The sequence below is a fragment of the Methylobacterium sp. D48H genome, assembly GCF_053345715.1.
On the sequence record NZ_JBKFAP010000001.1, the window covers coordinates 280413 to 293594 of the forward strand.

The 13182-nt window shown below is 70.1% G+C and carries 12 protein-coding genes; 6 read left to right on the top strand and 6 right to left on the bottom strand.

The window, feature by feature from the left end:
- Positions 1-144: 144 nt before the first annotated feature.
- Positions 145-486 (top strand): YMGG-like glycine zipper-containing protein, encoded by a 342-nt coding sequence (locus ACLBX8_RS01485; protein WP_026604994.1) that lies wholly within the window; start codon positions 145-147, stop codon positions 484-486.
- Positions 487-515: 29 nt separating this feature from the next.
- Here ACLBX8_RS01485 and ACLBX8_RS01490 read toward each other — a convergent pair whose 3' ends face one another.
- Together ACLBX8_RS01490 and ACLBX8_RS01495 are read right to left on the bottom strand one after the other, a co-directional pair.
- Positions 516-1880 (bottom strand): MATE family efflux transporter, encoded by a 1365-nt coding sequence (locus tag ACLBX8_RS01490; protein ID WP_447714516.1) that lies wholly within the window; start codon positions 1878-1880, stop codon positions 516-518.
- 142 nt (positions 1881-2022) lie between these two features.
- Complete coding sequence (locus ACLBX8_RS01495) at positions 2023-2376, bottom strand: DUF6460 domain-containing protein (RefSeq protein WP_447697696.1); 354 nt, start codon at positions 2374-2376, stop codon at positions 2023-2025.
- A 276-nt stretch (positions 2377-2652) separates the two neighbouring features.
- On the opposite strand from ACLBX8_RS01495, the gene ACLBX8_RS01500 reads away from it, so the two are divergent.
- The 3 genes from ACLBX8_RS01500 to pdeM are packed head-to-tail and all read left to right on the top strand — an operon-like array spanning position 2653 to position 6958.
- On the top strand, positions 2653-3609 hold the full coding sequence (locus ACLBX8_RS01500; protein WP_056522365.1) for an alpha/beta hydrolase: 957 nt from the start codon (positions 2653-2655) through the stop codon (positions 3607-3609).
- A complete protein-coding gene (locus ACLBX8_RS01505; RefSeq protein ID WP_447714746.1) occupies positions 3606-6203 on the top strand; it encodes a ligase-associated DNA damage response DEXH box helicase in 2598 nt (865 codons plus the stop codon). The genes ACLBX8_RS01500 and ACLBX8_RS01505 overlap by 4 nt, the downstream gene beginning before the upstream one ends.
- 41 nt (positions 6204-6244) lie before the next feature.
- Positions 6245-6958 (top strand): ligase-associated DNA damage response endonuclease PdeM, encoded by a 714-nt coding sequence (gene pdeM, locus ACLBX8_RS01510; RefSeq protein WP_091680165.1) that lies wholly within the window; start codon positions 6245-6247, stop codon positions 6956-6958.
- A 9-nt stretch (positions 6959-6967) separates the two neighbouring features.
- Here the strand turns inward: pdeM and ACLBX8_RS01515 are convergent, their stop codons facing one another.
- The gene (locus ACLBX8_RS01515; protein ID WP_447714517.1) at positions 6968-8428 is read right to left on the bottom strand and encodes a methyl-accepting chemotaxis protein; all 1461 of its coding nucleotides are present in this window, start codon (positions 8426-8428) and stop codon (positions 6968-6970) included.
- Positions 8429-8636: 208 nt separating this feature from the next.
- Entirely contained in the window at positions 8637-9623 is a 987-nt protein-coding gene (locus ACLBX8_RS01520; RefSeq protein WP_447714518.1) for a CorA family divalent cation transporter, read from the bottom strand.
- Between the two features lie 211 nt (positions 9624-9834).
- Here ACLBX8_RS01520 and groES point away from each other — a divergent pair, with 211 nt between their 5' ends.
- Together groES and groL are read left to right on the top strand one after the other, a co-directional pair.
- Positions 9835-10125 (top strand): co-chaperone GroES, encoded by a 291-nt coding sequence (gene groES, locus ACLBX8_RS01525; protein WP_012317542.1) that lies wholly within the window; start codon positions 9835-9837, stop codon positions 10123-10125.
- Between the two features lie 71 nt (positions 10126-10196).
- The gene (groL, locus tag ACLBX8_RS01530; protein ID WP_447697697.1) at positions 10197-11837 is read left to right on the top strand and encodes a chaperonin GroEL; all 1641 of its coding nucleotides are present in this window, start codon (positions 10197-10199) and stop codon (positions 11835-11837) included.
- A 100-nt stretch (positions 11838-11937) separates the two neighbouring features.
- Here groL and ACLBX8_RS01535 read toward each other — a convergent pair whose 3' ends face one another.
- Both ACLBX8_RS01535 and fae read right to left on the bottom strand, forming a co-directional pair.
- On the bottom strand, positions 11938-12228 hold the full coding sequence (locus ACLBX8_RS01535) for a hypothetical protein (protein WP_447697698.1): 291 nt from the start codon (positions 12226-12228) through the stop codon (positions 11938-11940).
- A gap of 295 nt (positions 12229-12523) precedes the next feature.
- On the bottom strand, positions 12524-13036 hold the full coding sequence (gene fae / locus ACLBX8_RS01540; RefSeq protein WP_012317540.1) for a 5,6,7,8-tetrahydromethanopterin hydro-lyase: 513 nt from the start codon (positions 13034-13036) through the stop codon (positions 12524-12526).
- Positions 13037-13182: the final 146 nt, after the last annotated feature.

Consider the following 13182-nt stretch of genomic DNA (forward strand, 5'->3'; position numbering starts at 1 on the left):
CGCCACACCCTAAAGGTCGGGGCGGGTGAGTCCCCGCGCGGTTTGATACCGCGCCGTCTCTCCGCAGATCGAAGCCGCGGTTTGGTCATGTTCCGCCGCTTAAAGGCCGGACGAAACCAATTCTCGAAGTCCGGGATCTCTACGATGCGCAAAGTCTTGGTCACCCTCGCCTTGCTCGGGACATTGGCGGCACCTGAGGCGGCCCGGGCCCAGAGCCGGACCACCCTCGGCGTCGGCTCCGGCGCGGTCGCGGGGGCGCTGGTCGGCGGCCCGATCGGCGCCGTCGCGGGGGCCGTGGTCGGCGGCTTCGTGGGGAACTCGTCGGAGCGCGGGCGCCGGCACGTCCGCCGGGGACGCCGCTACGGCTACGCGGCCCCGCGCCGGTCGTACCCGCGGCGGGCGGAGGCCGCCGTACCGCGGACCACCGGCTCCGTGGCCCGCGCCGCGCCGCCGGCCCAGCCCACCACCTGGAAGGATCCGCGCTAGCACGCCTCGAGGTCGCGCGCGGCTGCCGCCTAGGCCGCCGGTTCGAGGGCGGCCGCGGCCGGCGTCCGGAACGTGTCCCGGGCGAGGCGCGGGAAGGCGATCGCCTGTCCGAGGCCCCGGGCGCCCAGGAAGCTCACGAAGGCCAGCCACAGCCCGGTATTGCCGAAGCCCAGGCTCTCGACGAGCGCGAGGATCGCGCAGTAGGCGGCGAGCGCGCACACCATCAGGTTGCGCATCGCCCGCGTCCAGGTCGCGCCGATATAGATCCCGTCATACGCGAAGGGCGCCGCGGCGGCGAGCGGCGCCAGGGCGGCGAGGACGAGGTAGGACCGGGCCGCCTCGCGGACCGGGCCGTTCGTGGTCACGGCATCGATGAAGGCCGGGCCGCCCGCCAGCGACACAAGACTGACCGCGAGGCCGAAGCCGAGGCACCAGCGCAGGCTCAGGGCGGCGGCCGCGTCGAACGCCTCCCGGTCCCGGGCGCCGACGGCCTGGCCGCACAGGGTCTCGGCCGCCGTGGCGAAGCCGTCGAGGAAGAATCCGCCGATCAGGAAGAGATTCCACAGGACCGAGTTCGCGGCCAGGACCACGTCGCCCTGCCGGGCGCCGAGTGCCGAGAACAGCACGATGCCGGTGATCAGCGCGAGCGTCCGCAGGATGACGTCGCCGTTGACGCTGAGCGTCCGGCGGAGCGCCGCGGCGTCGCGGAGGTCGCGCAGCGGCACCCGGAACGGTCGGGAGCCGAGCCGCGCCAGGAGAATCAGCCCGAGGCCGAGCCCGAGCGCCTCGGCGCCGAGGGTCGCCAGCGCCGCGCCGGCGAGGCCCAGGCCGAATCCCAGGACCAGAATGAGCGTCAGCGCGACGTTGGTCAGGTTGATGGCGATCTGCAGCAGCAGGCCGAGATCGGTGCGCCCGCGCCCCAAGACCGAGCCGAGCACGCCGTAGCTCGCCAGCACGAAGGGCGCGGACAGGATGCGGATGTGAAAGTAGGTCGCGAGACCGGCGATGACCGCCGCGCTCGCCCCGCTGATCGCGAAGGCGAGCTGCGCGAGGGGCCCCTGCAGGGCCACCAGGATGAGCCCGATCAGGGCGCCCGCCGCCAGCGCCCGCGCCAGGATGCGGTCGACCTCGGCGTCGTCGCGCCCGCCGACCGCCTGCGCGGTCAGGCCGGCGGTCGCCATGCGGAGCGCCCCGAACGACCAGAAGATCGCGTCGAAGATCACCGCGCCGAGGGCGATGGCGCCGAGCAGCGCCGCGTCGCCGAGCCGCCCGATCACCGCCGCGCTGACGAAGCCGAGCATCGGCGTCGTGACGTTGGCGATCGTCATGGGCAGCGCCAGGGCCAGGACGCGGCGGTTCGTCGGGCGGGCCGAGCTGGCGACGGTGTGCATCATGCCGCACGCTAAGAAGCCGCGCCCTCCGCGCAAAGCGGGGTGATCGCATCGGCGGGTTGCGATGGCGGGCGGCCGAACTGCCCGAACCGCCGGCGCGCCGGGCCGTCGGGGCGCGACCGGGCCGGATCGGCCCCGAACTTCGTCAGCGGGAGACGGCGAAGAGGCGCGCGATCAGCCAGAGCGGCACGACCACGATCGCCCCGGCGACGATCCAGCCGCCGAAATCGTGGAGCGACGCCAGCCCGACCTCCACCAGCGCCCGCGCCGAATCGTAGACGTGCCAGAACAGCCGCCCCGGCGTCAGGCCGAGCATCGACATGAAGGCGCCGACCAGCACCGACAGGAACAGGAGCCGCAGGAACACGCCGGCCGGCGAGCCGCCGAGGAACCGCCGCAGCGCCGAGGGGCGCGACCGGTCGCTGTCCGCGGCGTAGGGGGCGTTCGGCGGGGCGCCCTGCTGATAGCCTTGCCGGCGCCGGTCGTGATCGACGAGCATTGCGTCCTCGTGAAGCCTCAGGGCCCTCGGATCGGCGACGAAGCGGGCGGAACCGTGACCGGCACACCACACCGCGTCGAAACCCGAGCGCGGATCAGGCGTTGGCGGGTTTCTCGCGCGCCGTGCAGATGGCAAGCGGCGTCGCGCGCGCCAAGATGCCGGACGGGGTGGACTACGCCGCGGGACTCTCGCGGCGCGGCCTCGGCCAAAGGGAGAACTCCCGGGAATCGGGAATTGGTGTGAGAGGCTCTGAGTGCCGACGGGACCATACGCACGATGATCGACCACGCCCTGTTCGACCCGGCGACGATCGATCCCGAGACGCTTCGGCTCAATGCGGAGATCGTCGCGGCGCACGCCGCGCTGCCCGATCCCTGGTCGCTGCCGATCGCCGAGGTGCGCGAGCGGCGCCGTCTGGGCACCAAGGCGGCGCCCGCCATGCCGCACAGCGCCCGGGCCGAGTGGCTGACGATCGACGGGCCCGGCGGCCCGCTCAAGCTCCGCGTGGTCCGACCCAAGCCCGGCACGAAGCTGCGCGGCGCCTACCTGCACATCCACCGGGGTGGCTGGGTCTGGGGCTCCGCGGACGAGCAGGATCCCTGGCTGGAGCGCATCGCCGACACCTGCGGCTTCGTCGCGCTGTCGGTCGAGTACCGCCTCGCCCCCGAGCACCCCTATCCGGCGGCGCTGCTCGACTGCGAGGCCGCGGCCCTGTGGCTGGCCGGTCCGGGCAAGACCGAGCTCGGCATCCACGCGCTGACCATCGGCGGCGAGTCGGTGGGGGCGCATCTCGCCGTGATGGTGCTGCTGCGGCTGCGCGACAAGCACAACCTGCCCCGGGCCTTCCGGGGCGCCAACCTCAACGCCGGCTTCTTCGACCTCGGTCTCACACCGTCGGTGCGGAACTGGGGCGAGGAGCGGCTGGTCGTGAACACCCGCGATCTGACCAAGTTCGCCGACGGCTACGTCCGCGAGGGCATCGACCGGCGCCGGCCGGACGTGTCGCCGATCTACGCCGACCTGAAGGGTCTGCCGCCGGCCCTGTTCACCATCGGCACCGCCGACCCACTCCTCGACGACACGCTGTACATGTCGGCGCGCTGGGCGGCGGCGGGCAATGGCGGCCACACGGCGATCTATCCCGGCGGCTGCCACGTCTTCGCCCGCTACCCGAGCCCGATGAGCGAGCGGGCGCTGGAGCTGATCGACCGATTCCTGATGGCGCTCGCCTGAGCGACCCGTCCGAGATCCTGCCGAAGCGGTTCCGCGCCTGGTTCGCCGGGCGCGGCTGGGCGCCCCGATCGCACCAGCTCGATCTCCTGCGGATCGCCGGCGCCGGCCGCTCTGCCCTGCTGGTGGCGCCGACCGGGGCCGGCAAGACGCTGGCCGGCTTCCTGCCGAGCCTCGTGGCCCTCGCCGAGCGTGGCCCCCAGCGGAAGGCGGCGGGCCTCCACACCCTCTACGTCTCGCCCCTGAAGGCGCTCGCGGTCGACATCGCCCGCAACCTCGACGCGCCGATCGCCGAGATGGCGCTGCCAATGCGCGTCGAGACCCGCACCGGCGACACCCCGGCCCACAAGCGCACCCGCCAGATCAGCCGGCCGCCGGACATCCTGCTGACCACGCCCGAGCAGCTGGCGCTGCTGATCGCCCATCGCGAGGCGGCGGAATTCTTCTCCGGATTGCGCTGCGTGGTGCTCGACGAGCTGCACGCGCTGGTGACCTCGAAGCGCGGCGACCTGCTGTCCCTGGCACTGGCGCGGCTGCACCGGCTGAGCCCCGGCCTCGCGGCGATCGGGCTCTCCGCCACGGTGCGGGAACCGGACGAGCTGCGGAAGTACCTGGTGCCGCAGGGGCCGCTTCCCCCTCCTCCCGCCGCGCGCGGGGACGGCGCGGCCGATCCTGACGCGTCTCCTCCCCCACCCCGACCCTCTCCCGGACGGGACGGGGAGTCCGTCGCGCCGCCCATGGCCGATCTCGTCACCGTCGCCGGCGGCGCGAAGGCGGACCTGCGCATGCTCGATCTCGGCCGGGCGCTGCCGATCTCCGGCCACACCGCGTGGCACTCGATGCCGGCGATCTACGACCTCATCCGCGAGCACCGGACCACGCTGGTCTTCGTGAACACCCGCCTCCAGGCCGAGTACACGTTCCAGGAGCTGTGGCGGCTCAACGACGACGCCTTGCCGATCGCGATCCACCACGGCTCGCTCGATGCCCAGCAGCGCCGCCGGGTCGAGGCCGCCATGGCGGCGGGCCAGCTCCGGGCGATCGTCTGCACTGCGACCCTCGATCTCGGCATCGACTGGGGCGACGTCGATCTCGTGGTCAATGTCGGCGCGCCGAAGGGGGCGAGCCGGATCATGCAGCGGATCGGCCGGGCCAACCACCGGATGGACGAGCCCTCGAAGGCCTACCTCGTTCCGGGCAACCGCTTCGAGATGCTGGAGTGCCAGGCGGCCCTCGACGCCGTGGAGGAGGCCGCCCAGGACACGCCGGACGCCCGCCAGGGCGCCCTCGACGTCCTCGCCCAGCACGTCCTCGGCATGGCCTGCGCCGACGCCTTCGATCCGCTCCACCTCTACGACGAGATCGTCTCGGCCGCGCCCTACGCCGGGCTGACCTGGGAATCGTTCGAGCAGGTCGTCGACTACGTCGCCACCGGCGGCTACGCGCTGCGCGCCTACGAGCGCTTCGCCAAGATCCTGCGCGGGCCGGACGGGCTCTGGCGCGTGCGCGACGCCCGCACCGCCCAGGCCTACCGGATGAATGTCGGCACCATCGTGGAGGCGGCCCGGGTGAAGGTCCGCCTCGGCCGGACCCTGCGCGGCAAGCCCGGCACGGTGCTGCCGAAGACCGGGCGGGTGCTCGGCGAGATCGAGGACGAGTTCGCCGAGACGCTGACGGTGGGCGACACCTTCCTGTTCGCGGGCGAGACCCTGCGCTTCGAGGGGCTCGCCGAGGACGAGTGCCTCGTCACCCGCGCGCCGGCCGGCACCGACCCGGCGATCCCGTCCTACGCGGGCGCGAAGTTCCCGCTCTCGACCTTCCTGGCCGCCCGCGTGCGCGCGCTTATCGCCGACCCGTTCGAATGGGACCGCCTGCCCGAGCAGATCGGCGCCTACCTGCTGCAGCAGCGCCGCCGCTCGGTCCTGCCGGGCGAGCGCGACCTCCTCGTCGAGACCTTTCCGCGCGGCAAGCGCTACTACCTCACGGCCTTCCCGTTCGAGGGCCGCCTCGCCCACCAGACGCTCGGCATGCTGCTGACCCGGCGGCTGGAGCGTTCCGGCCTGCGCCCGCTCGGCTTCGCGGCCAACGATTACGGCATCGCCATCTGGTCGACCCGCGACGTCTCGGAGCGCGCCGCGATCGATCCGGACTTCATCGGCGACCTCTTCGCCGTCGACATGCTGGGCGACGACCTGGAGGCGTGGCTCGACGAATCCGCGATGATGAAGCGCACCTTCCGGCAATGCGCGGTGATCGCCGGCCTGATCGAGCGCCATCACCCGGGCCAGAAGAAGTCCGGCCGGCAGGTCACGATCTCGACCGACCTGATCTACGACGTGCTACGCAAGCACCAGCCCGACCACCTGCTGCTGCGGGCCGCGCGGCAGGATGCGGCAACCGGACTCCTCGACGTGAGGCGCCTCGGCATGATGCTAGAGCGCATCCAGGGGCGAATCATCCACAGGTCTCTCGACCGGGTCTCGCCGCTCTCCGTGTCCGTGATGCTCGAGATCGGGCGCGAGCGGGTCTACGGCGAGGGCGCCGACGAGATCCTGGCCGAGGCCGAGGCAGAGCTTCTCCAAGAGGCTCTGTCCTGACCGTCGATCCGCCCTCCCCCGACGACACCGAGGATGCGATCTTGGCGGCCGGCCTGAGACTCGAGAAGACTCCCAAGCACCCCACCCTGCAGCTCGCGGGCGAGACGCTGGTGCTCGACCTCTGCGGCGGCCTCTGGCTGCCGGAGCACCGGACGCTGATCGTGTCCGATCTCCACCTGGAGAAGGGCTCGTCCTACGCGGCCCGCTCCGGCCAGTTCCTGCCGCCCTACGACACCCGGGAGACGCTCGCCTGCCTGCACGAGGCGGTGGTGCGGCACGATCCGGCCCGGGTGGTGGCGCTGGGCGATTCCTTCCACGACGCCCGCGGTCCCGAGCGCATGGAGCCGGGCGACCGCGCCCTGGTGGCGGCCCTGCAGGAGGGGCGGGACTGGGTCTGGATCGCCGGCAACCACGACGCGGCCGTGAACGAGGGCGTCGGCGGCCGCTACGCGGACGCGCTGACGCTCGGCGGCCTCGTCCTGCGCCACGAGCCGAGCCCGGAGCCCGTGCCCGGCGAGATCGCCGGCCATCTCCATCCCTGCGGGAAGGTGGCGATGCGCGGGCGGGCGGTGCGCCGCCGCTGCTTCGTCACGGACGGCACCCGCCTCGTCATGCCGGCCTTCGGCGCCTACGCCGGCGGCCTGAACGTCCGCGACCGGGCGATCGAGAGCCTGTTCCCCGACGGCTTCACCGCCCATCTCCTCGGGGACGGGCGGGTCTTCGCCATCGGCCGAGCGCAGCTCGCCCGGGACTGAGTCGCCCGATCAGGCCGTCTTCATGAACCGGATCACGCTCTCCGACAGGCTCGTCGAGTGGCCGGCGAGGCTCTCGGCGATGCCCTGGACCGTCTGGGCGAGCTGACCAGTGGCGTTGGCGGCCTCGGAGACGCCGCCGATATTGCCCGCCATCTCGTGGGTCGAGACCGCCTGCTCCTCGACGGCGCTCGCCATCGCCAGGGTGAGCTTGGACAGTTCGTCCACCGCGGCCGTAATCATCTCGATAGCGCCGACGGCCTCGCCGGTCGCGCTCTGGATCGCCGAGACCTGTTGCGTGATCTCGCCGGTCGCCTTGGCGGTCTGCTCGGCGAGCGCCTTCACCTCGGAGGCCACCACGGCGAAGCCGCGCCCGGCGGCGCCCGCGCGGGCCGCCTCGATGGTGGCGTTCAGGGCGAGCAGGTTGGTCTGGTCGGCGATCGACTTGATCATGCCCACCACCGCGTCGACCTTGCGGGCGTTCTCGGCGAGCTGGCGCATGGTCGCGTCGGTGGTCCCAGCCTGGGCGGCGATCTGCTGCGCGCGCTCCGAGACCCGCCCGACCTGGCCGGAGATCTCCTGGATCGCGCCGTTCATCTGCTCGGAGTTCGACGCGACCGACGACGCCTTGTGGCGCGCGGATTCGGCCGACTGCATCAGACCCACGGCCGAGCTCTGCATCTCCTGGATGGCGGAGCCGACGGCCTCGACGACCCGCTTGACGTCGGTCTCCATGTTCACCTGCGCGGTGACGACCGCCCAGGTCAGCATCGGGCCGAGGTACTGCCCCTTCTCGTCGTTCACGGCCGTGACCCGCAGATTGAGGGTCTCGGGCCCGACCTTGATCTTGGTGCTGTGCGGCAGCCGGCTCGCGTCGGCCAGCATCGTGCGCTGGTGGCTGGGGTTCTTGTGGAAGATGTCGAACGAGCGGCCGAGCATGTCGTCGACCTTCACCGGCAGGTGCTGGTCGATCGTGCCGAGGGTCTTGCGCGACGTGGCGTTCATGTAGTCGATCTTGAAGTTGTCCTTCAAATCGGCCGTCATGACCGCCACCGGAACGTTGTCGATCATCGTCAGGAGCCGGTTGATCTCCTTCTTCTTCGCCGAGATGTCCGCGGCGAACTTGACGACCTTGATCGGCTTGCCGCGCGCGTCGAGGACAGGATTGTACGTCGCCTCGAGCCAGACCGAGTCGCCCTCCTTGTCGAGGCGCAGGAACTCGCCCGTGACGTACTGGCCGTCCTTCAGCTTGCTCCAGAACGCCGCGTAATCGGCGGACTCGGCGTAGCTCTTGTCCACGAAGATGCGGTGATGGCGGTTCCGGACGTCGCTGAGGCCGTATTTCATCAATCGCAGGAAGTTCTCGTTCGCGTGAAGGACCGTTCCGTCCATCGAGAACTCGATGATCGCCAGCGAGCGGTCGAGCGCGTCGATCTTGGCCTGGGCTTCATTGAAAACAGTGCGATTGAACATGGTACGGCTCGCGTTCCCCCGGCGTGGGGTGTAGCCTCACAGCGTTAATGAATCCCTTATTCTGGCATTCGTCCAGTTTAAGAGTTGCCTGACGGAAATCGAATGCTTGGAGCGCCGCGCCCTCTGTGCGTCCGTAACCGGACCGACGCCATCGTCGAGATTGCATTCAAATATAAACTCGGTCAGGGCCGAAGCATACTTACGAATATCAGAACCAGCCGCGCATGCGAAAGTATACGATCGGCGCGACCGCGCTGATGAGGATCAGGCCGAGCGCGTAGGGATATCCGAGCGCCCAATCCAGCTCGGGCATGTGCTTGAAATTCATGCCGTAGATCGACGCGATCAGCGTCGGCGGGACGCCGACCACCGAGACGACGGTGAGGACGCGGAAGACGTTGTTCTGCTCGATGGTGATCAGGCCGAGGGCCGCGTCGAGCAGGAACTGCACGTTCTCGGCGAGCCGCGTCTCGAACTCGTCGAGGGATTCGATGTCCCGCTTGATCGTCTCGAAGCGCGCATCCTCCGGCAGGCCGAGGCTGTCGCAGGCCGCGGCGACGAACGGGATGATCCGTTCGAGCCCGAGCAGGCTCGACCGGATCTTGCCCAGAACCTTCCCGCGGTTGCTGATGCCGCGCAGGATCCGGCGCAGGGCGAGGTCGCGGCGCCGGGGCGGCGGGCTCTCCAGGCGCCGCCGCTCGGCACCGCGGACGTCGAAGTCGAAGATGCGGGTCGAGAGCGTGTCGAGCTCGGAGCCCATATCCTCGAGGGCGTCGGCGAGGCTGTCGACCAGTTCCTCCAGCACGACGAGGAAGATCTCGCTCGGCGTCGTGCTGCCGTCGCCGTCGGCGATACGCTTCGCGGACGCCTCGAAGGCGCGCAGGTCGTGGAAGCGAATCGTGACGAGGTGATCCTTGGTCAGCAGGAAGCCCAGCGGCTTCAACTGCGACGCGCTCTGCTCGAACGTGATCATCGGGGTCGAGAGCGAGAGGCCGCCCTTCACGCGGCGCAGGCGGCTCGACGTCTCGACCTCCGAGAGCGCCGCCCGCGACGGCACCCGCAGGCCGGTCGCGGCCTCGACCGCCGCAGCCTCTTCCGGCGTGGGGTCGTTCAGGTCGAGCCACACGGTGTCGCGCGCGATCGGGCCGCCGGGTCGCAGCGCCACCGGGCCTTCGGGTCCGTTCAGGCTCAGCATGAGAGCGCGTTATCCATGAGGGGGAACGGGGCCGCCGGCGCGTCATCGCACCGTCGCGCGGGGGTGCGACAGCCTTGACTCGGAACCCGCCCGCGCCTATCTCGCGGCCGTCTTTGGCACTCGCCGAGACAGAGTGCTAACAGTCGAGTTTGCGAGCGGTCCCGCCGGCCGCATCAACGCCAACTCAAGACCTGAAGCAAGAGGGCAGCTCATGAAGTTCCGTCCGCTGCACGACCGCGTGGTCGTCCGTCGCATCGAGAGCGAAGAGAAGACCAAGGGCGGCATCATCATCCCGGACACCGCCAAGGAGAAGCCGCAGGAGGGCGAGGTCGTCGCCGTCGGGCCCGGCGCCCGCGACGAGCAGGGCCGCGTCAACGCGCTCGACGTCAAGGCCGGCGACCGCGTCCTGTTCGGCAAGTGGTCCGGCACCGAGGTCAAGATCGACGGTCAGGACCTCCTGATCATGAAGGAATCCGACATCATGGGCGTCGTCGCCCTCTGATCGGATCACCCGTCACCGCCCTTTGAGGCCGTCCCGGCCTTGGGGTTCAACAACCAGCTAAGAGGCACACAATGGCAGCGAAAGACGTTCGTTTCTCCGCCGACGCCCGCGATAAGATGCTGCGCGGCGTCGACATCCTCGCCGACGCGGTGAAGGTGACGCTCGGCCCGAAGGGCCGCAACGTCGTGATCGAGAAGAGCTTCGGCGCCCCGCGCATCACCAAGGACGGTGTGACGGTCGCCAAGGAGATCGAGCTCGCCGACAAGTTCGAGAACATGGGCGCCCAGATGGTGCGCGAAGTGGCCTCGAAGACCAACGACATCGCGGGTGACGGCACCACCACCGCGACCGTGCTGGCCCAGGCCATCGTCCGCGAGGGCGCCAAGTACGTCGCCGCCGGCATCAACCCGATGGACCTGAAGCGCGGCATCGACCTCGCCACCCAGGCGGCCGTCAAGGACATCACCTCGCGCGCCAAGAAGGTCTCGACCTCCGACGAGGTCGCCCAGGTCGGCACGATCTCCGCCAACGGCGACAAGGAGATCGGCGAGATGATCGCCCACGCCATGCAGAAGGTGGGCAACGAGGGCGTGATCACGGTCGAGGAGGCCAAGACGGCCGAGACCGAGCTCGACGTCGTCGAGGGCATGCAGTTCGACCGCGGCTACCTCTCCCCGTACTTCATCACGAACGCGGAGAAGATGGTCGCCGAGCTCGAGGATCCCTACATCCTCATCCACGAGAAGAAGCTCTCGTCGCTCCAGGCCATGCTGCCGGTGCTCGAGGCCGTCGTTCAGACCGGCAAGCCGCTCCTGATCATCGCCGAGGACATCGAGGGCGAGGCTCTCGCCACCCTCGTCGTCAACAAGCTCCGCGGCGGCCTCAAGGTCGCGGCCGTCAAGGCGCCGGGCTTCGGTGACCGCCGGAAGGCGATGCTCGAGGACATCGCGATCCTGACCAAGGGTCAGATGATCGCCGAGGACCTCGGCATCAAGCTCGAGAACGTGACGCTCCCCATGCTCGGCCGCGCCAAGCGCGTGCGCATCGAGAAGGAGAACACCACGATCATCGACGGCGTCGGCGAGAAGTCCGACATCGAGGGCCGCATCTCGCAGATCAAGGCGCAGATCGAGGAGACCACCTCGGACTACGACCGCGAGAAGCTCCAGGAGCGCCTGGCCAAGCTCGCGGGCGGCGTCGCGGTGATCCGCGTCGGCGGCGCGACCGAGGTCGAGGTGAAGGAGAAGAAGGACCGCGTCGACGACGCCCTCAACGCCACCCGCGCGGCGGTCGAGGAAGGCATCGTCCCGGGCGGCGGCACCGCGCTGCTGCGCGCCAAGAAGGCGGTCTCCGAGCTGAAGTCCGAGATCCCGGACGTGCAGGCCGGCATCAAGATCGTCCTGAAGGCGCTCGAGGCCCCGCTCCGCCAGATCGCCCAGAACGCGGGCGTGGAAGGCTCGATCGTAGTCGGCAAGATCACCGACAACACCTCGTCGGAGACCTTCGGCTTCAACGCCCAGACCGAAGAGTACGTCGACATGATCCAGGCCGGCATCGTCGACCCGGCCAAGGTGGTGCGCACCGCCCTGCAGGACGCGGCCTCGGTCGCCGGCCTGCTGGTGACCACCGAGGCGATGGTCGCCGACGCGCCGAAGAAGGACAGCCCCGCTCCGGCCATGCCGGGCGGCGGCATGGGCGGCATGGACTTCTAAGTCCGAGCCATCCGCTGAGACGAAGGAAGGGGGTCGCCGCGAGGCGGCCCCTTTTCTCTTGGCGCCGGCCTGCCGCGGTGGCCCGCGGGGCGCTGGCCGGTCAGAGGCCGCGACGCGACGCTTCGGCCGCGAGACGCGCCCGCACGGTGGCGATCAAGGATTGCCGGACGCGCTCCGTCGCCTGGAACGGGATATCGAAGTTCAGGCTGTGGTAGATCAGGGACCGGATGCTGTCCTGATCGGGATCGTCCGCGCCTGTCTGCATGATGTCGAGGATCCAGGCATGGATCGCCGCGTGGTCGGACGTGTCGGGATCCGCGGCGAGGACCAAGTGGCCGCCGTGAATCCAGTCATCGCGCAGGGTTGCGGACACTTCGTCCGATGCAGGCATCACCTCACCTCGCGGCTCTGCCCGGTGCGGCCGGGACGATAGAGTATCCGCGCGCGCCGATCCCGTTCTCCACCGGCGACCGCGGAGCTTCGACGCCGCGTCACCTGTACGTCGGCGCCTCGCCCGGCCGCGATGTGGCGCGGCGGTCCAGGCGGTGGGCGATCAACAAAAAACGGGACGGCTCGCGCCGTCCCGTTCAGGGGCCTAATTATCGGCCAAGGAAGATCGAAGCCAGTCGCTGGAGCAGGCCCCGCGGTGCGGGCGGAGGCTCGCTCTGCCCAGGACCGTCCCCGATCTAAGCGTTGGCGGCGAAGGGGTGCTGCGCCGAGTTGCGCTGCTCGGTGACCGTCGAGGCCTTCGGCTCGCCGTTCACGGCGCGCTGGATCGACAGCTTGGTGGCCTCGTAGTTGTACTTCTGGATCTTGGCGTCGTCGGCCGCCTCCCAGTGGATGAACACGCCGACCAGGATGTACAGGTCGTCGGCCTCGTCCGCCGGGATGATGCCCTCGGCCACCGCGTCCTGCACGGCCTTGGCAACGCCGTGCTGGGCCGGGCCGAACATCTGGACGGCCTGACGGGCGTCGTTGATGGTGACCTTGTTGAACATCAGGGTGTTCGGCTTGCACGGCAGGTTCGGCGCGATGACCGCGAGCAGGCTGGTGAAGCCGTGCTTGTTGTTCACGAGGCCGTTGCAGAAAGCCGTCTCGGCCGGCGAACCGCGCGGTCCGATGATGAGGTCGATGTGGGCGACCTCGTTGCCGTCGCCGACGAGCGCTTCGCCGACCTGAACCTTGGTGATCTTCGCCATTCGGTGTCTCTCCCTGGATTCCGAAATAGAGCCGCGCGCCGGGCGGTGCCGCGGCCGGGAAGCCATCCTTGTTATCGGCGCCCGACCATGCCGGCCGAGCCGGTTGGGCCGAGCCGGTTGGGCCGGACAGCGCGGCGGACCCTACA

Excerpts from the sequence above, each read along its gene's own strand:
- ACLBX8_RS01485 (WP_026604994.1), top strand. The coding sequence starts at position 145 with ATGCGCAAAGTCTTGGTCACCCTCGCCTTGCTCGGGACATTGGCGGCA.
- ACLBX8_RS01490 (WP_447714516.1), bottom strand. The coding sequence starts at position 1,880 with ATGATGCACACCGTCGCCAGCTCGGCCCGCCCGACGAACCGCCGCGTC.
- ACLBX8_RS01495 (WP_447697696.1), bottom strand. The coding sequence starts at position 2,376 with ATGCTCGTCGATCACGACCGGCGCCGGCAAGGCTATCAGCAGGGCGCC.
- ACLBX8_RS01500 (WP_056522365.1), top strand. The coding sequence starts at position 2,653 with ATGATCGACCACGCCCTGTTCGACCCGGCGACGATCGATCCCGAGACG.
- ACLBX8_RS01515 (WP_447714517.1), bottom strand. The coding sequence starts at position 8,428 with ATGTTCAATCGCACTGTTTTCAATGAAGCCCAGGCCAAGATCGACGCG.
- ACLBX8_RS01520 (WP_447714518.1), bottom strand. The coding sequence starts at position 9,623 with ATGCTGAGCCTGAACGGACCCGAAGGCCCGGTGGCGCTGCGACCCGGC.
- groES (WP_012317542.1), top strand. The coding sequence starts at position 9,835 with ATGAAGTTCCGTCCGCTGCACGACCGCGTGGTCGTCCGTCGCATCGAG.
- groL (WP_447697697.1), top strand. The coding sequence starts at position 10,197 with ATGGCAGCGAAAGACGTTCGTTTCTCCGCCGACGCCCGCGATAAGATG.
- ACLBX8_RS01535 (WP_447697698.1), bottom strand. The coding sequence starts at position 12,228 with ATGCCTGCATCGGACGAAGTGTCCGCAACCCTGCGCGATGACTGGATT.
- fae (WP_012317540.1), bottom strand. The coding sequence starts at position 13,036 with ATGGCGAAGATCACCAAGGTTCAGGTCGGCGAAGCGCTCGTCGGCGAC.